The sequence below is a fragment of the Pseudomonas sp. S5D5 genome (assembly GCF_003013355.1).
Classification (GTDB): domain Bacteria; phylum Pseudomonadota; class Gammaproteobacteria; order Pseudomonadales; family Pseudomonadaceae; genus Aquipseudomonas; species Aquipseudomonas aylmerensis.
In genome coordinates this window covers 2,357,228-2,375,137 of record NZ_PTEO01000001.1, presented here as the reverse complement: position 1 = coordinate 2,375,137, position 17,910 = coordinate 2,357,228, and the positions used below count along the sequence as shown (strand labels likewise).

Genomic DNA, 17,910 nt, shown 5'->3' with positions numbered 1-17,910 from the left:
GGCATGACTCAGACATTGAATACCACGCTGCTGATCATCGGCGGCGGACCTGGCGGTTACGTGGCAGCAATCCGGGCTGGCCAGCTGGGCATCCCGACCATCCTGGTGGAAGGCCAGGCGCTGGGCGGCACCTGCCTGAACATCGGCTGTATCCCGTCCAAGGCCCTGATCCACGTGGCCGAACAGTTCCAGCAAACCATCCACCACAGCCAGGGCTCGCAACTGGGCATCGAAGTGGACGTGCCAACCCTGGACATCCGCAAGAGCGTGGAATGGAAAGATGGCATCGTCGACCGCCTGACCACCGGCGTTGCCGCGCTGCTGAAGAAGCACAAGGTGCAGGTGATCCACGGCTGGGCCAAGGTGGTAGACGGCAAGACCATCGACGTCGGCGACCAGCGCATCCAGTGCGAGCACCTGCTGCTGGCCACCGGTTCGAAAAGCGTCAACCTGCCGATGTTGCCGATTGGCGGGCCGATCATTTCCTCCACCGAGGCCCTGGCGCCAACTCGCGTGCCCAAGCGCCTGATCGTGGTCGGTGGCGGTTATATCGGCCTGGAACTGGGGATTGCCTATCGCAAGCTTGGCGCGCAAGTCAGCGTCGTCGAAGCCCAGGACCGCATCCTGCCCGCCTACGACGCCGAGCTGACCCAGCCGGTGGCCGAATCCCTCAAGCACCTGGGCGTGAAGCTGTATCTCAAGCACAGTGTCACCGGGTTCGACAACAATAGCCTGCAGGTCCGCGATCCGAATGGCGACACCGTGTCGCTGGACGCCGATCAGGTACTGGTTGCCGTGGGTCGCAGACCCAACACCCAGGGTTGGAACCTCGAGGCACTGAACCTGGAAATGAATGGCGCCGCGATCAAGATCGACAGCCGTTGCCAGACCAGCATGCGCAATGTGTGGGCGATCGGCGACCTCAGCGGCGAACCGATGCTCGCGCACCGCGCCATGGCCCAGGGTGAAATGGTCGCCGAACTGATCAGCGGCAAGTCCCGCGAATTCAACCCGGCCGCCATCCCGGCCGTGTGTTTCACCGACCCCGAGCTGGTAGTGGTCGGCAAGACCCCGGACGAGGCCAAGGCGGCCGGACTGGATTGCATCGTGTCGAGTTTCCCGTTCGCGGCGAATGGCCGGGCCATGACCCTGGAGTCGAAAACCGGCTTCGTGCGGGTGGTGGCGCGGCGGGACAATCACCTGATCGTCGGCTGGCAGGCCGTGGGCGTCGGCGTGTCCGAGCTGTCCACCGCCTTCGGCCTGAGCCTGGAAATGGGCGCGCGCCTGGAAGACGTGGCCGGCACCATCCACGCCCATCCGACGCTCGGCGAAGCCGTGCAGGAAGCCGCTTTAAGGGCCCTGGGCCACGCGCTGCACCTTTAACAACCGCGGGGAGACCATCGCAGGCAAGCCAGCTCCCACAGGTAAAATGCATTGCAAATGGGGGCGCTGGCTTGCCTGCGATAGCGGTGGATCTGCCAATACAGCTGCTGAATGGCCCGCCCACCCGCTCCCACACCGGCCAAGAATGAAGTATTGTTGCGCCCATCCAGAAAAAAACCGACAAGCCTGCCTTCGACCAGGCGGTTGACCAGAGATAGAGGGTGTCATGGGTAACGAAAGCATCAATTGGGACAAGCTGGGTTTTGACTACATCAAGACCGACAAACGGTTTCTCCAGGTCTGGAAAGACGGTGAGTGGCAAAAAGGCACCCTGACCGACGACAACGTGCTGCACATCAGTGAGGGCTCCACCGCCCTGCACTATGGCCAGCAGTGCTTCGAAGGCCTCAAGGCCTACCGTTGCAAGGACGGCTCGATCAACCTGTTCCGCCCGGACCAGAACGCCGCCCGCATGCAACGCAGCTGCGCCCGCCTGCTGATGCCACATGTGTCGACCGAAGACTTCATTGAAGCCTGCAAACAAGTGGTCAAGGCCAACGAGCGCTTCATCCCGCCGTACGGCAGTGGCGGCGCGCTGTACCTGCGCCCGTTCGTGATCGGCACCGGTGACAACATCGGCGTGCGTACCGCGCCGGAGTTCATCTTCTCGGTGTTCGCGATCCCGGTCGGCGCCTACTTCAAGGGCGGCCTGGTGCCGCACAACTTCCAGATCTCCACCTTCGACCGCGCCGCGCCACAGGGCACCGGTGCCGCCAAGGTCGGTGGCAACTACGCCGCCAGCCTGATGCCGGGTTCCGAGGCGAAGAAATCCGGTTTCGCCGACGCGATCTACCTGGACCCGATGACCCACTCGAAGATCGAGGAAGTCGGTTCGGCGAACTTCTTCGGGATCACCCACGACAACAAGTTCATCACGCCGAAGTCGCCTTCGGTGCTGCCAGGCATCACCCGCCTGTCGTTGATCGAACTGGCCAAGACCCGCCTGGGCCTGGAAGTGATCGAGGGCGAAGTGTTCATCGACAAACTGGCGGACTTCAAGGAAGCCGGCGCCTGCGGCACTGCCGCCGTGATCTCGCCAATCGGCGGCATCCAGTACAACGGCAAGCTGCACGTGTTCCACAGCGAAACCGAAGTCGGCCCGATCACCCAGCAGCTCTACAAAGAGCTGACCGGCGTGCAAACCGGCGACATCGAAGCCCCGGCGGGCTGGATCGTCAAGGTCTGACAGCCCACAGCCGGCTGAGCCACACGACCCTGTAGGAGCCGGCTTGCCGGCGATGGCTACCTTGAATACTGAATTGGATTCAAGGGCCTCATCGCCGGCAGCCGGCTCCTACCGGTTTATGCCCCGCTCTTGGGGATGTTCGCGGCAATCTTCTTGCCCATGCTGATCCTCGCCTCCACCCCATACCCCAACGCCTCGTAGAACCCCGCCACCGCCTCGTTGCCACTGGTGACCTGCAGATTGATCTTCATGCAGCCCAGGGCCGTCAATGCCTGCTCGGCATAGCGCACCAGCGAGGAACCCAGGCCATGACGCCGATAGTCAGCGTGCACGGCTACCGAATACAGCCAGCCGCGATGGCCGTCGTAGCCGGCCAGAATCGTGCCGATCACCACCTTCTTATCCGTTGCCACGAAAAACAGCCCATCGTTGACGGCCAGCTTCTTATCAATAGCCAGGGTTGGCAGGTTGTGCGCGGTGTCATACCCGAATGCCTCCTGCCACAACGCCACCACCTGCGCCCGGTGCTGGCGGTCGCGATAAAGCCCGATGGGATGGCGCGACAACAGCGTCTTCTCCATCACCAAGGTGCGCTCGTTGCCGTGGTAAACATCGCGGACCGTTTGAAACCCCAGCTTGGTATAGAACGGTTCGGCGGTCAGCGAAGACGGCACACTCAACACCGTCACCCCGGCCTCGCGGGCGCGCACTTCGATTTCAATCATCAACAGCCGGCCAATGCCCTGCCCTTGCAGCGCCGGATTGACGAACACCGAGCGCACCACATTGGCGTCCAGGGCGGCCGTGGCGACAATCACCTGTTCCTGCACCGCCACCAGCACCACCCGGCGCGTCAGCAATGCCAGCACTGCATCGGGGGTGAAGTTAGCCGCTACCCGGGCAATCACATCCGCGGGGTAATCCCGCGCATTGCTGCTGTGCAAGGCCGCCAGGATGACCTGGCTGATTCCCTCGGCATCGGCGGGTTGGGCAGTACGGACAGCGGTCGACATAATTGCTCCTTGCTGCGGCGGTTTGGCAGACGCCACCATACCAATGTGGGAGCGGGCGTGCTCGCGAATGCGCAGTGTCAGTCAGCCAATCCAGTACTGACAGACCCCATTCGCGAGCAAGCCCGCTCCCACCTTTCGCCCCTGCTCCAACCCTTACAGCCGATTCGGCTGCCTTACCCACCTTTTCAGCTTTCCCGGCTGAGCCACCCCTTCGTTTCAGCCGGGATTCATCCCGCACAAGCGACAAAATAGCGCCACTGCTCAACCCCATGGATCCGTGCACCCATGCAAACCACCAACACCGTCCTGATGATTCGCCCGGCGCGCTTTGCCTTCAACCCGGACACCGCGATCAACAACCGCTTCCAGCGCCCGCCCCTTGACCCGCTCAGTGCACAGCACAAAGCGCTGGAAGAGTTCGATGGCTATGTCGACACCCTGCGCCAGCACGGCGTGGAAGTCCTGGTGGTGCAGGACACGCCGGCGCCCCACACTCCCGATTCGATTTTCCCCAACAACTGGTGGAGCAGCCACGCCGACGGCAGCCTGGTGCTGTACCCGATGGAAGGGCAGAACCGACGACTGGAGCGCAACAAAGGCGTGCTGCAAGTGCTGGAACAGCGCTTTGCGATCAAGCACACCATCGACCTGAGTCACCTCGAACAACAGAACATCTTCCTCGAAGGCACCGGCAGCATGGTGCTCGACCGCCAGCATCGCATCAGCTACGCCTGCCACTCCGGGCGCACCCATCACGACGCCCTGCGCCAGTTCGCCGAACGCCTCGACTACCAACTGTGCGTGTTCCACGCCGTCGACCGCCACCACGCGCCGATCTACCACAGCAACGTGATGATGAGCGTCGGCCGCGACCTCTCGGTGGTGTGCCTGCAAGCCCTGCCCCATGCCGACGAGCGCCAGGCCCTGGAACGCTCCCTGCGTGACACCGGCAAAGACATCCTCGCCCTCGACTTCGACCAGCTCGAAGCCTTCGCCGGCAACATGCTTGAAGTCCACGACCGCGACGGCCAGCCGCTGCTGGTGATGTCGGCCAGCGCCTGGGGTGCCCTGCAACCGGCCCAGCGTGCGCACGTGGAACGCCACACCCGGCCGGTGGTGGTGAACATCGACAACATCGAACGCATCGGCGGCGGCAGTGCCCGCTGCATGCTGGCCGAAGTGCATCTGCCGGCCCGTCCCTCATTTCAATAAGGAGTCTTGCCATGACCCGTTATATCGACGTCAACGATCTCAGCTACCTGGTCTCGCAAAAAGGCCTGCAAACCTGCATCACCGAGATGGCCGAGTACATCCGCGCCGACTACCTGCGCTGGCAGGATTTTGAAAAATGCGCGCGCCTGGCCAACCATTCGCCGGACGGCGTGATCGAGCTGATGCCGGTCTCGGACGCCTCGCTGTATGCCTTCAAGTACGTCAACGGCCACCCGAAGAACACCCTGGCCGGGATGCTCACCGTCATGGCCTTCGGCGCCCTGGGTGACGTCGACACCGGCAAGCCGGTGCTGCTGGCGGAGATGACCCTGACCACGGCAATCCGTACCGCCGCGACGTCGGCGCTGGTCGCCCGCTACCTGGCCCGCGACAACAGCCGCAGCATGGCGTTGATCGGCAATGGCTCGCAGAGTGAGTTCCAGGCCCTGGCCTTCCATGCCATGCTCGGCATCAACGAAATCCGCCTGTTCGATATCGACGCCAAGGCCACCGCCAAGCTGGCGGCCAACCTCAAGGCCTTCCCGGCGATCAAAGTGATCCTCGCCGGCAGCGTGGCGGAAGCGGTCAAGGGTGCGGACATCGTCACCACCGTCACTGCCGACAAGGCCTACGCCACCATCCTCACCGATGACATGATCGAACCCGGCATGCACCTCAACGCCGTGGGCGGCGACTGCCCGGGCAAGACCGAGCTGGACCGACGTATCGTCGAGCGTGCCCGCGTGATCGTCGAGTACGAACCGCAAAGCCGTATCGAAGGTGAAATCCAGCACATGCCGGAAGATTCGCCGGTGACCGAGCTGTGGCAGGTGATCAACGGCCAACAGCCCGGCCGCGAGAATGCGCGCCAGGTAACCCTGTTCGATTCGGTCGGTTTTGCCATCGAAGACTACTCGGCCCTGCGCTACGTCCTGGACGTGGCCAAGGCGCTGGACGTGGGCAGCGAACTGGAACTGGTACCGGACCTCGCCGACCCGAAAGACCTGTTTGCGCGCTTGGCCCAACAACCCCGCGTACAGCAGAAAAAGCGCGCCTGAGACCGCTCTGGCCTGCCGCTTTGCGCCGGGGGCAGGCCAGAATTGAGGGGGTCAAAAGCCGATTCAGCGGGTACGGCAGCCGATTCCGCTGCATTGGCAGTTTTAACAGCGCAATTTGCGCTTTAACCCCCAACCAAACGACACAAAAAACGCACCACTATGAAGCATTCTCTGTGCCGAGCGGGGTTGCCCGCGACAGGCTGTGAAGCGGCCCCGTACATGCTCCACGAACGACCCAAAAGACACGGTGACAGGATTGAGGACTGCTGCGCAGTCCAAGGGGGGCGAGCCCCCTCGCCACGAAGAGCCCTGCACCCTGGAAAACATTGCTTGATCCGTTTACTGCCCTGACATCAATTACAAAATATAGGGAATACACATGACTCCACTGCGATCACTTTTCGCTGCATTGCTGTTGCCACTGTGTGCAACCGCTGCCCACGCCCAGGATTGGCAAGAAATCCGCTTCGGCGTATTCCCCGAGTATCCCCCCTTCGAATCCGTGGCCGCCGATGGCAGCCTGCAAGGCTTCGATATCGAATTGGGCAACGCCATCTGCGCCAAGCTCGAGGTCAAATGCACCTGGGTGCACAACGAATTCGACGGCATGATCCCGGCCCTGCGCGCGCGCAAATTCGACGCCATCATGTCGTCCATGGCCGTGACCCCGGCACGCGAGAAAGTCATCGACTTCAGCGACCGGCTGTTCCTCAGCCCAACGTCGGTGATCACCCGCAAAAACGCCGACTTTGGCGACACCCCGCAATCCCTCAACGGCAAGCAGGTCGGCGTGCTGCAAGGCTCGCTGCAGGAAGCTTACGCCCGCGCGCACCTGGCCAAGCTGGGCGCGCAGATCAAGGCATACCAGTCCCAGGAGCAAAACTACGCCGACCTGCAGAACGGCCGTCTCGATGCCACCCTGACCGACAAGCTCGAAGCCCAGCTCAACTTCCTGTCCAAGCCTGAAGGCGCCGACTTCAAGACCGGCCCGGCCTTCAAGGACCCGACCCTGCCGCTGGACATCGCCATGGGCCTGCGCAAGAACGACCAGGCGTTGCGCGAGCTGATCAACAAAGGCATCGCCGCCGTCCAGGCCGATGGCACCTACGCCAAGATCCAGAAGAAGTACTTCGGCGACCAGGACATCTACAACGAGTGATGCCAACGCCTCACCCCTGTAGGACCTGGCTTGTGCGCAAGGGGGTTTACCGCCGATGACGGCGTGTCAGTCGACACTGGTATGGACTGACCCACTGCTATCGGGGGCAAGCCCCTCCCCCATCAGCCGGCTCTACAAGGGTCGTCTGCGCCCCTTAGAGACTCTCCCATGAACGAACTCCTCAACCTGCAAGGCTACGGCCCGATGCTGGCCCAGGGCGCCTGGATGACGCTCAAGCTGGCGTTCCTCGCGCTGGCCCTGAGCCTCTCCCTCGGCCTGATCGCGGCTGGCGCCAAACTCTCCAGCGCCAAATGGCTAAGGGTGCCGGCCACGCTCTACACCACGCTGATCCGCAGCGTGCCGGACCTGGTGCTGATCCTGCTGATCTTCTACAGCCTGCAACTGTGGCTCAACGACCTCAGCGAAGTGTTCGGCTGGGATTACTTTGAAATCGACCCATTCACCGCCGGGGTGATCACCCTGGGTTTTATCTACGGCGCGTATTTCACCGAGAACTTTCGCGGTGCGATCCTCAGCGTGCCGGTCGGCCAACTCGAAGCGGCCACCGCCTACGGCCTGAGCCGCTGGCAGCGCTTTCACCTGGTGCTGTTCCCGCAACTGATGCGCTTTGCCCTGCCGGGCCTGGGCAATAACTGGCTGGTGCTGCTCAAGTCCACCGCGCTGGTGTCGATCATCGGCCTGTCAGACCTGGTCAAGGCCGCGCAAAACGCTGGCAAGACCACCAACGAGCCGCTGTATTTCCTGATCCTCGCCGGCCTCGTGTACCTGGTGATCACCACCCTGTCCAACCGCATCTTCAAGCGCCTTGAGCGGCGCTACAACCTCGGCATCAAGGGGATGGCGCGATGATCGAACTGTTCCAGCAATACGGCCTGGCCTATCTGTTCAGTGATGGCGCGGGGCTGTCCGGCGTCGCCATGACCCTGTGGCTGTTCATTATCTCAGTGGTGTTCGGCTTCGTCCTGTCGATCCCGCTGGCACTCGCGCGCGTCTCGGAGCACTTCTGGCTGCGCTGGCCGGTGGAGGTCTATACCTACCTGTTTCGCGGCACGCCGCTGTATATCCAACTGCTGATTTGCTACACCGGGCTGTACAGCCTGGAGGTGGTGCAGGACAACGCCCTGCTCAACCAGTTTTTCCGCAACGCGCTCAACTGCACCTTGCTGGCGTTCGTGCTGAATACCTGCGCCTACACCGTGGAAATCTTCGCCGGCGCGATCCGCAACATTCCCCATGGCGAAATCGAAGCCGCACGCGCCTACGGCCTGCACGGCTGGCGTCTCAACCTGTTTGTGGTGGTCCCCGCCGCCTTGCGCCGTGCGTTACCGGCCTACAGCAACGAAATGATCCTGATGCTGCACGCCACGTCGCTGGCGTTCACCGCCACCGTCGCCGACATCCTCAAGGTGGCCCGCGATGCCAACGCCGAGACGTTCCTGACGTTCCAGGCCTTCGGCATCGCCGCCTTGCTCTACATGCTGCTGTCCTTTGCACTGGTGGGCCTGTTCCGACTGGCCGAACGTCGCTGGATGCGTTTTCTTGTTCCTACCCGAGGCTAACCCATGAATCAGTCCGCGCAGGCCCTGGCCACTTATCCGGTCGACATGCCCGTCAGCAAAACTGCAACGGCGGCCGTCAAGCTGCAAGTCGAAGGCATCCATAAACGCTACGGCGAACACGAAGTGCTCAAGGGCGTGTCCCTCAACGCACGCAACGGCGATGTGATCAGCCTGATCGGCGCCAGTGGCTCGGGCAAGAGCACGATGCTGCGCTGCATCAACTTTCTCGAACAACCCGATGCCGGGGTGATCACCCTGGATGGCATCAGCATCGAAATGCGCCAGGGCCGCGCCGGCACCCGCGCGCCGCACCAGGAGCAACTGCAGAATCTGCGCACGCGCCTGGCCATGGTGTTCCAGCACTTCAACCTGTGGAGCCACATGACCGTGCTGGAAAACATCACCATGGCGCCGCGCCGGGTGCTTGGCGTGAGTGCCGCCGACGCGGAAAAACGTGCACGCATGTACCTCGACAAGGTCGGTCTGCCCGGCCGTGTGGCGGATCAATACCCGGCGTTCCTGTCCGGTGGCCAGCAGCAGCGCGTGGCTATCGCACGCGCATTGGCGATGGAGCCGGAAATCATTCTGTTCGATGAGCCGACGTCGGCACTCGACCCGGAACTTGTAGGAGAAGTCCTCAAAGTCATACAGACGTTGGCCGAGGAAGGTCGTACCATGCTGATGGTCACCCACGAGATGGGCTTTGCCCGCCAGGTGTCCAGCCAAGTGTTGTTTTTGCACCAGGGTCGGGTCGAGGAACAAGGCGGCGCCGAGATTCTCGACCACCCCAGCAGCGAGCGCTTGCAGCAATTTCTTTCCAACCGTTTGAAGTGAAACCCATGGATACCAAGGCCAACGGACCCCATTCTTCCCCTGCGCTGGACCGCATCGACGAGGCAATCATCGACGTACTGCGCCATCAGGGACGTATCACCTACGAAAAGCTCTCGTCGCTGGTGCACCTCACGCCCAGGCCCTGCCTGGAACGGGTGCGCAAGCTGGAGCGACGCGGGGTGATCCGTGGATATGGGGCGATCATCGATGTGCAGATGGTCTCACCGGGGCTGTCGCTGCTGGTGCTGGTGGCCTTGTCCAACCAGAGTGGCCGCTCGGCGCAAAAGGCCTTCGAAGCCTGCATCAAGGCCTGTCCGCAGGTGTTCGAATGCCAGTTGATCAGCGGGCCGTTCGACTACAGCCTGCGCATGCGCTGCCGCGACATGGAACACTACCGGGTGCTGACCGAGACCTGGTTGAACAATGATGAATTGCACATCGACAAACTGGTCGCGCACCCGGAGTTGGCGGTGGTCAAGAACACCGCCACCGAACTGACCTGAGGCCCTACCTGCCTGGACCATGAAGATCCCGTATGTGTGTGTGTGTGTGGGATTGGGTGTCGACCAATATCCGAGCGGGCGATACAACCCCGTCCCACCCCTGGAATACAACCCAATGTGGGAGCGGGCTTGCTCGCGAAGGCGGTAGATCAGCCACCATTTTCGGCGACTGATACACCGCTTTCGCGGGCAAGCCCGCTCCCACAGTGTTGATCGCTGTTTGGGCTGGGGATTGGGGCTTGCCAATATCCGAGCTGGCGACACAATCCGGTTCCAACCTTGGAATACAACCAAAGGTGGGAGCTGGCTTGCCTGCGATAGCGGTGCACCCGTCAACGTTGATCCAACTGACCCGCCGCCATCGCCGGCAAGCCAGCGCCGCCATTGATCGGATTGGCTATTCTCTTTCCGGGTCGGGCTCCAATCAGCTTTGCCTGCCCATCCTTCTGCTTGCCGGTGCGCGCTTCGCTGATCAATCCCGGGATCAACTTGCCCTCCGGCAGGTTCTTCCAGAACCGGCTGGGCAAGTGGCCTTCCATGACCTTGGGGTTCAAGCGCGCCGGGTTGAAGATGTGGCTGTAGTAGGTCAACCACATGGCACTGTGCGGGTCTTCGATATTCTGCGCCAGTTGCTGCCAGGCCTCGGGGCACTCGCGCTGATGAATCAACTGTTCGCCGTCGTAATACACCCCATCCAGCGGCGTAGCGATCATCCAGCGATGGCGTCCCATGCGCCCGATAAAGTGCTGGCTCGCGCTTTTCAGGATGTCATGGGCCGGCTCATGCCAGGCGACGTACTCCGGCAACTCCGGCCCCGCCTCTGCTGGCACAGCGATAAAGCGCACAAACGCGTGCAAGTGATGGGCCTCGCGACTCACCTGCTTGATCCGCCGCTGCAGCTCGCTGCCGAGCTTGTCCCCCGCCAGCATCGCGGTGCGGTCGCCATGGCTGACGCGCCATAACACCTCATACAACAGGCTCCAGCGCTGATCGCCGTGGTAACAGGCAGCCGACTCGAGCAACTCCAGGAGTGCCTTGGGAATCCGCGCCTGGAACGGACCAAGCCCCGCCGGAATCGGCTCGTCGGTGGCAAACAGGTCCGCCACCTCGGCCTCGCCCCAGCTCACCTGGCTGGGGTCGACCTGATGGCTGAGCAACCAGCGCGCCTGCTCGCGCCAGGTGCTGAAGAGGTTGTCGCATTCGAGGCTGATCATCCCCACAGCCCCATCTGTTGCGGCTGCGGGCGGTCGCGCAATTGTTCGCGCAGCAACACGCTGGTGCTGTCGGCCTGCTGCGGGTGGTAATCGCTGGTGATGAAAAACGGCTTGGCCTTGGCCAGCACGCAACGCATGCGTGCCAGGTCTTCGAAGCGGATCTTGCGCTCACGCCGCAGGTCGACCAGGCGTTGGGTGGTGCGCAGGCCAATGCCAGGGATACGGGCGATGAGCGTCGGCTCGGCGCGGTTGAGGTCCAGCGGGAACACCTCGCGATGTTCCAGCGCCCAGGCCAACTTGGGGTCGATGTCCAGGGCCAGGTGGCCGGGGCCCTGGAACAACTCACCGGCACTGAAGCCGTAGCTGCGCAGCAGGAAGTCCGCCTGGTACAAGCGGTGCTCGCGCATCAATGGCGGCGCGGCCAGCGGCACGCTTTTCGGGCTGTTGGGGATCGGGCTGAAAGCCGAGTAATACACGCGGCGCAGCTTGAAGTTGCCGTACAGCGCCTCGGCCCCATGAAGGATGGTGCTGTCGTCGGTATCATCGGCGCCGACGATCATCTGCGTGCTCTGCCCGGCCGGGGCAAAACGCGGCGCGCGCGGTTCGTTGAATACCGTCTGTTCGCCGGTGTAGATGGTCTGCATGGCCTGCTTGATCGAGCCGATCTGTTTCTCCGGCGCCAGCGTCTGCAGGCTGGCATCGGTGGGCAACTCGATATTCACACTCAGCCGATCGGCGTAGCGCCCGGCCTCGGCGATCAGCGCCGGGTCAGCCTCCGGGATGGTCTTGAGGTGGATGTAGCCGCGAAAGTCATGTTCTTCGCGCAGCAATTTGGCCACGCGGACGAGCTGCTCCATGGTGTAGTCGGCCGAACGGATGATGCCCGAGCTGAGAAACAGCCCGCTGACGCAATTGCGCCGGTAGAAATCCAGGGTCAGGGTCACCACCTCCTCCGGGCTGAAACGTGCGCGGGGCACATCGCTGGAACGGCGGTTGACGCAGTATTGGCAGTCGTAGAGACAGAAGTTGGTGAGCAGCACCTTGAGCAGCGACACACAGCGCCCGTCCGGGGTATAGCTGTGGCAGATGCCCATGCCGTCGGTGAAACCCAGCCCCGCCTTGCCCTCCGAGCTGCGCTTGGGCGCGCCGCTGCTCGCGCAGGAGGCGTCGTACTTGGCGGCGTCGGCGAGGATGCTGAGTTTTTCGATCAACTGCATGGAGGGCTACCGATACTGGTTTTTTGTACAGTATCAGCGAGCAATCCCGAATACCAGCCTGGAATGATGACTGGTAGGTGCAGGGCTTGTCGTATCGTCGCACCGCGGCGATTCGACAAGCCGGGCTCCGACAGACTCAGCTGGCGGTGGCGAGCAGCAGGTCCTGCACCGAACGCGCGTTGCCGCGATGCCGGTCCAGCGCATGCAGCGACGCCGCGATCTCGTCCGCGCGGATCGGCAGCACCGACAGCAAGGTATCGCTCAAGCCGTGGCTGGCCTGGCTGAAGCCCTGGATGTAGATGCCGGCCTTGCAGCGCTCGTCGGTGACGATACGGTAATCGCGGCTGACTTCGAAGTCGCCCATGTAGGCCTCCAGCGGTGCCAGCAGTTCGCGGTGCATCTGGCGCTCATAGCCGGTGGCCAGGATCACCGCGTCGTAATGGTGGACGCTGGTTTCGCCGTTGGCGTTGTTGCGCAAGGCCAGTTCGATGCCCAGCGGACCCGGCGTGGCCTTCTCGACCACGGTCATGGTGCGGAAGGCCTGGCGGGCGATGCCGGAGACTTTCTGGCGGTAGAAAATCCCGTAGATGCGCTCGATCAGGTCCAGGTCCACCACCGAATAGTTGGTGTTCTGGTACTCGGCGACCAGTCGCTCACGCTCCGCGCCGACTTGCTGGAACACCAGGTCGGTAAAGGCCGGCGAGAACACTTCGTTGACGAACGGGCTGTCGTCCGCTGGCTTCAGCGCCGAGCCGCGCAGGATCATGTCGACCTGCACCGACGGGAAGCTGTCGTTGAGGTCGATAAAGGCCTCGGCCGCGCTCTGGCCACCGCCGATGATCGCAATGCGCATGGCCTTGCCGTCGACGCAAGGCTGCGAGGCCATGCGCTCCAGGTACTGGGAGTGATGGAACACCCGGCTGTCGCCCTTGAGCGCTTTGAACGCGTCGGGAATACGCGGCGTGCCGCCGGCGCTGACCACCACCGAACGGGTGGTGCGCACATGCTGCTCGCCCAGCGCATCGCGGGAGATCACGCGCAGCGCCTCGACGTGCTGCTGGTGCAGGATCGGCTCGATCGCCAACACTTCCTCACCGTAGCGCGCCTGGGCCTGGAACTGCCCCGCGACCCAGCGCAGGTAGTCGTTGTACTCCATGCGGCACGGATAAAAGGTGCCCAGGTTGATGAAATCCACCAGGCGGTCGTGGGCTTTCAGGTAATTGACGAAGGAGTACGGGCTGGTGGGGTTGCGCAGGGTTACCAGGTCCTTGAGGAAGGAAATCTGCAGCTCGCTCTGGGTCACCAGGGTATTGCCGTGCCAGCGGTAGTCAGCCTGTTTGTCGAGAAACAGCACGTCCAGTTTGCCCTGGGCCTTTTCGCGCTCCTGCAGGGCGATGGCCAGCGCCAGGTTCGAAGGGCCGAAACCGATACCGATCAGGTCGTGAACCGCGGGCGAAGCAATTGCCTGTGTCATTCCAGTGTCCTCTGGATAAGCCCCTTGGCGGTGGGGCGGGAATACCTTCAAGACCTGCACAACAGGTCATGTGTTGATAGGAAACGAGGACAGTGAAATAAAATTTAACTGATCGGTGATCAGTGCGCGTCCCACTCGCGCATCCGCACCCGGCAGTGCTTCATCGCGTTGACGATGTGTTTTTCCACCAGCGCGCGGGAAATGCACAGGCGCTCGGCGATCTGCACGTGGGTCAAACCATCGAGCTTGCGCAGCATGAAACTGTCGCGGCACGCCGCCGGCAGCTCGGCAAGGGCGCGTTCGAGCAGTTCCAGGCGCTGGCCGTGGTCGTGGGTGGCGTGGGGCGAACAGGGGGCGAAGCGTTCTTCGCTGTCCAGCACATCCAGCGGCTCGACCTGGCGCAAGGCGTTGCGCCGGTGACCGTCGATCACCAGGTTCAGCGCGGTGCGGTATAAAAAGGCGCGGGGTTGTTCGATGGGGGTGTCGCTGGAACGTTCCAGCACCCGGACATAAGCGTCATGCACCACATCCTCGGCAACCTGGCGGTTGCCCAGCTTGGCGTTGAGGAAACACACCAGCTCGCGATAGTAGTTTTCCAACATGACTCCCGACCGCCGGGTGGCGGCATTAGGTCCTTGAGTGCGAAAAAGACAGCGTATGAGGTAATGGCAGTTTGGGTGCGTGCAATTTATAGTAATTCTCATCTACTTTTAAAGCAGACTTGCACCGATGGACGATTATTTTTCTTCAAAGGACCTGTAACCGCTTGTGTAACAGCCTAAATCCCCGGGCAATTCTCTCGTTTAACTGTCAGCTCTGCGCAACTGCGCTCCGAACTTTCCTGGCTGGAACCTAAGCATGAAACGCCCTCGCCCTGCCCGACGCGCCTTGCTTGTTATCGCGTGCCTGATCCCCCTCATCGCCGTTGCCGCCTGGCAGGTGTTGCCGCCGGGGCGTGACACGCTCACCACCGTCACCGTCAGCCGCGGCAATATCGAAAACAGCGTCACGGCCCTCGGCACCCTGCAACCGCGTCGATATGTGGACGTGGGCGCCCAGGCCTCCGGGCAGATCCGCAAGATTCACGTCGAAGCCGGCGATCAGGTCCAGGAAGGCCAGTTGCTGGTGGAAATCGACCCGTCCACGCAAAAGGCCAAGCTCGACGCCAGCCGCTACGCCATCGAAAACCTCAAGGCCCAATTGCAGGAGCAGAAAGCCCAGCACGAACTGGCGCGCCAGAAATACCAGCGCCAGCAGCGCCTGGCGGCCGGCAACGCGACCCGTGAAGAAGATGTGCAAACCGCCAGGGCCGAATTGAGCGCGACCCAGGCGCGGATGGACATGTTCCAGGCGCAGATCCTCCAGGCCCAGGCCAGCCTGCGCAGCGACGAAGCGGAACTGGGCTATACGCGCATTTATGCGCCGATGACCGGCACCGTGGTGGCGGTGGACGCGCGGGTCGGCCAGACCCTCAACGCCCAGCAGCAGACGCCGTTGATCCTGCGTATCGCCAAGTTGTCGCCGATGACCGTGTGGGCGGAAGTCTCGGAAGCCGACATTGGCCACGTCAAACCCGGCATGACCGCCTATTTCACCACCCTGAGCGGCGGCAACCGGCGCTGGACCAGCACCGTGCGGCAAATCCTGCCGATTCCGCCCAAGCCGTTGAATGAAACCCAGGGCAGCGGCAGCCCCAACAGCGCCAACAAAAGCGGCAGCGGCCGCGTGGTGCTCTACACCGTGCTGCTGGATGTGGACAACAGCGACAACGCCTTGATGGCCGAAATGACCACCCAGGTGTTCTTTGTCGCGGGCGCCGTGAAGGACGCGCTCACCGTGCCGGTCGCTGCGTTGCAGGGCACCTCGAGCGCCGATAGGCAGATTGCCCGCGTAGTGGCGGCAAACGGGCGCATCGAGGAGCGCGAAGTGCGCCTGGGCATCAGTGATCGCCTGCGCGTCGAAGTGCTCGACGGCCTGCATGAAGGCGATCACCTGCTGATCGGCCCGGCCGACGGCAACGGGGGTTGAGGTGACCACGCCCCTGATCGAACTCAAGCACATCCGCAAATCCTACGGCGGCGGCGACAGCCCGCAGGTCGACGTCTTGCGCGGCATCGACCTGTCGATCCACGCCGGGGAATTCGTCGCGATTGTCGGCGCGTCCGGCTCCGGCAAGTCCACTTTAATGAATATCCTCGGCTGCCTCGACCGGCCCACAACCGGCGACTACCTGTTCGCCGGCGAAAATGTCGCGCACCTGGACAGCGATGAGCTGGCCTGGCTGCGCCGTGAAGCGTTCGGCTTTGTGTTTCAGGGCTACCACCTGATCCCGTCGGGTTCGGCCCAGGAAAACGTCGAGATGCCGGCGATTTATGCCGGCATCAGCGCCGCCGAACGGCACGCCCGCGCCAAGGCCCTGCTCACCCGCCTGGGCCTGGCCGACCGCACCGGCAACCGTCCGCACCAGTTGTCCGGCGGCCAGCAGCAGCGCGTGTCGATTGCCCGCGCCTTGATGAATGGCGGGCACATCATCCTCGCAGATGAACCCACCGGCGCCCTCGACAGCCACAGCGGCGCCGAGGTGATGACCTTGCTCGATGAGCTGGCGAGCCAAGGCCACGTGGTGATCCTGATCACCCATGACCGCGAAGTCGCGGCGCGGGCCAATCGCATCATCGAGATTCGCGACGGCCTGATCATCAGCGATTCGGCCGAGGCCGACAGCTACGTCCCCGCACCCGCCAGCAACGGCGCCTTGCAGGCCGTGGACCTGCGCCAGCGCCTGGCCGACGGTGCCGAACACAACGGCGCCTGGAAAGCCGAACTGATCGACGCGGTGCAGGCCGCCTGGCGGGTGATGTGGATCAACCGTTTCCGCACGGCGCTGACCCTGCTGGGCATCATCATCGGCGTGGCGTCGGTGGTGGTGATGCTGGCGGTCGGTGAAGGCAGCAAGCGCCAGGTCATGGCACAGATGGGCGCGTTCGGCTCCAACATTCTTTATCTCAGCGGCTCGTCGCCCAACCCGCGCACGCCGCTGGGTATCGTCACCCTCAATGACGTCGCGGCGCTGGCGGCACTGCCGCAGGTCAAGCGCATCATGCCGGTCAACGGCACCGAGGCCGGGGTGCGTTTTGGCAATGTCGACTACATGGCCTATGTGGGCGGCAATGACACCAACTTCCCGGATATTTTCAACTGGCCGGTGGTTGAGGGCAGTTATTTCACCGCCGCCGATGAGCGCGCCGGTGCCACGGTGGCGGTGATTGGCCACCGCATCCGCGAAAAGCTGTTCAAGGGCCAGGTCAACCCGATCGGCCAGTACATCCTGATCGAGAACGTGCCGTTCCAGGTGATCGGCGTGCTCGCGGAAAAAGGCGCCAGTTCCGGCAACAAGGACAGCGACGACCGCATCGCCATCCCCTACACCGCCGCCAGCGTGCGCCTGTTTGGCAGCTACAACCCCGAATACGTGGTGATCGCCGCCGCCGATGCGCGCAAGGTCCACGAGGCCGAGGTGGCCATCGACGCGCTGATGCAAAAGCTGCACAACGGCAAGCGCGACTACGAGTTGACCAACAACGCCGCGATGATCCAGGCCGAGGCGCGCACCCAAAACACGCTGTCGTTGATGCTCGGCTCGATTGCGGCGATTTCGCTGTTGGTCGGCGGCATCGGCGTGATGAACATCATGCTCATGACGGTGCGCGAGCGGACCCGCGAAATCGGCATCCGCATGGCCACCGGCGCGCGCCAGCGCGACATCCTGCGCCAGTTCCTCACCGAGGCAGTGATGCTCTCGGTGGTCGGCGGCCTGTGCGGTATCGCCCTGGCCCTGCTGGTGGGCGGCGTGCTGGTGCTGGCCAAGGTGGCGGTCCAGTTTTCCCTGGTGGCGGTCCTTGGCGCATTTGGTTGCGCGCTGGTCACCGGCGTCGTATTCGGCTTTATGCCGGCCCGTAAAGCTGCCCGGCTCGATCCGGTTAAGGCATTGACCAGTGAATAAACCATCCCTGCCCA

General features: G+C 62.9%; 16 protein-coding genes. 11 read left to right on the top strand and 5 right to left on the bottom strand.

The features are described 5' to 3' along the window. The first annotated feature begins 3 nt into the window (after positions 1-3). Positions 4-1,383, top strand: coding sequence for a dihydrolipoyl dehydrogenase (gene lpdA, locus C9990_RS11170; RefSeq protein WP_106803319.1), 1,380 nt, complete (start codon positions 4-6; stop codon positions 1,381-1,383). Positions 1,384-1,609: 226 nt separating this feature from the next. After that, entirely contained in the window at positions 1,610-2,629 is a 1,020-nt protein-coding gene (locus tag C9990_RS11165) for a branched-chain amino acid aminotransferase (RefSeq protein ID WP_065903971.1), read from the top strand. A 116-nt stretch (positions 2,630-2,745) separates the two neighbouring features. On the opposite strand, the gene C9990_RS11160 is transcribed toward C9990_RS11165, so the two are convergent. Further along, positions 2,746-3,642, bottom strand: coding sequence for a GNAT family acetyltransferase (locus C9990_RS11160; protein ID WP_083221379.1), 897 nt, complete (start codon positions 3,640-3,642; stop codon positions 2,746-2,748). A gap of 285 nt (positions 3,643-3,927) precedes the next feature. Here C9990_RS11160 and ctlX point away from each other — a divergent pair, with 285 nt between their 5' ends. From ctlX to C9990_RS11125, 7 genes are all read left to right on the top strand, one after another. Beyond that, complete coding sequence (gene ctlX, locus C9990_RS11155; RefSeq protein ID WP_065903973.1) at positions 3,928-4,854, top strand: citrulline utilization hydrolase CtlX; 927 nt, start codon at positions 3,928-3,930, stop codon at positions 4,852-4,854. 11 nt (positions 4,855-4,865) lie between these two features. Further along, positions 4,866-5,912, top strand: a complete 1,047-nt coding sequence (locus C9990_RS11150; RefSeq protein WP_106803318.1) for an ornithine cyclodeaminase — start codon at positions 4,866-4,868, stop codon at positions 5,910-5,912. Positions 5,913-6,291: 379 nt separating this feature from the next. Further along, positions 6,292-7,071, top strand: a complete 780-nt coding sequence (locus C9990_RS11145) for an ABC transporter substrate-binding protein (RefSeq protein ID WP_106803317.1) — start codon at positions 6,292-6,294, stop codon at positions 7,069-7,071. A 168-nt stretch (positions 7,072-7,239) separates the two neighbouring features. Next, complete coding sequence (locus tag C9990_RS11140; RefSeq protein WP_106803316.1) at positions 7,240-7,941, top strand: ABC transporter permease; 702 nt, start codon at positions 7,240-7,242, stop codon at positions 7,939-7,941. Beyond that, positions 7,938-8,651: an ABC transporter permease gene (locus tag C9990_RS11135; protein ID WP_065903984.1), complete on the top strand. Its 714-nt coding sequence runs from the start codon at positions 7,938-7,940 to the stop codon at positions 8,649-8,651. The genes C9990_RS11140 and C9990_RS11135 overlap by 4 nt, the downstream gene beginning before the upstream one ends. Positions 8,652-8,654: 3 nt before the next feature. Next, positions 8,655-9,485: an ABC transporter ATP-binding protein gene (locus C9990_RS11130; RefSeq protein WP_371920630.1), complete on the top strand. Its 831-nt coding sequence runs from the start codon at positions 8,655-8,657 to the stop codon at positions 9,483-9,485. Positions 9,486-9,490: 5 nt separating this feature from the next. Beyond that, positions 9,491-9,988 (top strand): Lrp/AsnC family transcriptional regulator, encoded by a 498-nt coding sequence (locus C9990_RS11125; protein ID WP_065903991.1) that lies wholly within the window; start codon positions 9,491-9,493, stop codon positions 9,986-9,988. A gap of 332 nt (positions 9,989-10,320) precedes the next feature. Here the strand turns inward: C9990_RS11125 and C9990_RS11120 are convergent, their stop codons facing one another. The 4 genes from C9990_RS11120 to C9990_RS11105 form a co-directional block, all read right to left on the bottom strand. Next, positions 10,321-11,202, bottom strand: a complete 882-nt coding sequence (locus C9990_RS11120; protein WP_065903994.1) for a TIGR03915 family putative DNA repair protein — start codon at positions 11,200-11,202, stop codon at positions 10,321-10,323. Continuing rightward, positions 11,199-12,419: a putative DNA modification/repair radical SAM protein gene (locus C9990_RS11115; RefSeq protein ID WP_106803315.1), complete on the bottom strand. Its 1,221-nt coding sequence runs from the start codon at positions 12,417-12,419 to the stop codon at positions 11,199-11,201. Before C9990_RS11115 ends, C9990_RS11120 begins: the two co-directional genes overlap by 4 nt. A 136-nt stretch (positions 12,420-12,555) precedes the next feature. Next, positions 12,556-13,893, bottom strand: coding sequence for a lysine N(6)-hydroxylase/L-ornithine N(5)-oxygenase family protein (locus C9990_RS11110; protein WP_065903997.1), 1,338 nt, complete (start codon positions 13,891-13,893; stop codon positions 12,556-12,558). Between the two features lie 119 nt (positions 13,894-14,012). Beyond that, complete coding sequence (locus C9990_RS11105) at positions 14,013-14,495, bottom strand: sigma-70 family RNA polymerase sigma factor (RefSeq protein WP_065904000.1); 483 nt, start codon at positions 14,493-14,495, stop codon at positions 14,013-14,015. A 256-nt stretch (positions 14,496-14,751) separates the two neighbouring features. On the opposite strand from C9990_RS11105, the gene C9990_RS11100 reads away from it, so the two are divergent. Both C9990_RS11100 and C9990_RS11095 read left to right on the top strand, forming a co-directional pair. Continuing rightward, positions 14,752-15,921, top strand: coding sequence for an efflux RND transporter periplasmic adaptor subunit (locus C9990_RS11100; protein WP_106803314.1), 1,170 nt, complete (start codon positions 14,752-14,754; stop codon positions 15,919-15,921). A 1-nt stretch (position 15,922) separates the two neighbouring features. Then, positions 15,923-17,896, top strand: a complete 1,974-nt coding sequence (locus C9990_RS11095; protein WP_065904006.1) for a MacB family efflux pump subunit — start codon at positions 15,923-15,925, stop codon at positions 17,894-17,896. Positions 17,897-17,910 lie beyond the last annotated feature (14 nt).

Excerpts from the sequence above, each read along its gene's own strand:
- C9990_RS11145 (WP_106803317.1), top strand. The coding sequence starts at position 6,292 with ATGACTCCACTGCGATCACTTTTCGCTGCATTGCTGTTGCCACTGTGT.
- C9990_RS11140 (WP_106803316.1), top strand. The coding sequence starts at position 7,240 with ATGAACGAACTCCTCAACCTGCAAGGCTACGGCCCGATGCTGGCCCAG.
- lpdA (WP_106803319.1), top strand. The coding sequence starts at position 4 with ATGACTCAGACATTGAATACCACGCTGCTGATCATCGGCGGCGGACCT.
- C9990_RS11115 (WP_106803315.1), bottom strand. The coding sequence starts at position 12,419 with ATGCAGTTGATCGAAAAACTCAGCATCCTCGCCGACGCCGCCAAGTAC.
- C9990_RS11125 (WP_065903991.1), top strand. The coding sequence starts at position 9,491 with ATGGATACCAAGGCCAACGGACCCCATTCTTCCCCTGCGCTGGACCGC.
- C9990_RS11165 (WP_065903971.1), top strand. The coding sequence starts at position 1,610 with ATGGGTAACGAAAGCATCAATTGGGACAAGCTGGGTTTTGACTACATC.
- C9990_RS11130 (WP_371920630.1), top strand. The coding sequence starts at position 8,655 with ATGAATCAGTCCGCGCAGGCCCTGGCCACTTATCCGGTCGACATGCCC.
- C9990_RS11120 (WP_065903994.1), bottom strand. The coding sequence starts at position 11,202 with ATGATCAGCCTCGAATGCGACAACCTCTTCAGCACCTGGCGCGAGCAG.
- C9990_RS11110 (WP_065903997.1), bottom strand. The coding sequence starts at position 13,893 with ATGACACAGGCAATTGCTTCGCCCGCGGTTCACGACCTGATCGGTATC.
- C9990_RS11135 (WP_065903984.1), top strand. The coding sequence starts at position 7,938 with ATGATCGAACTGTTCCAGCAATACGGCCTGGCCTATCTGTTCAGTGAT.
- C9990_RS11160 (WP_083221379.1), bottom strand. The coding sequence starts at position 3,642 with ATGTCGACCGCTGTCCGTACTGCCCAACCCGCCGATGCCGAGGGAATC.
- C9990_RS11105 (WP_065904000.1), bottom strand. The coding sequence starts at position 14,495 with ATGTTGGAAAACTACTATCGCGAGCTGGTGTGTTTCCTCAACGCCAAG.
- ctlX (WP_065903973.1), top strand. The coding sequence starts at position 3,928 with ATGCAAACCACCAACACCGTCCTGATGATTCGCCCGGCGCGCTTTGCC.
- C9990_RS11150 (WP_106803318.1), top strand. The coding sequence starts at position 4,866 with ATGACCCGTTATATCGACGTCAACGATCTCAGCTACCTGGTCTCGCAA.
- C9990_RS11100 (WP_106803314.1), top strand. The coding sequence starts at position 14,752 with ATGAAACGCCCTCGCCCTGCCCGACGCGCCTTGCTTGTTATCGCGTGC.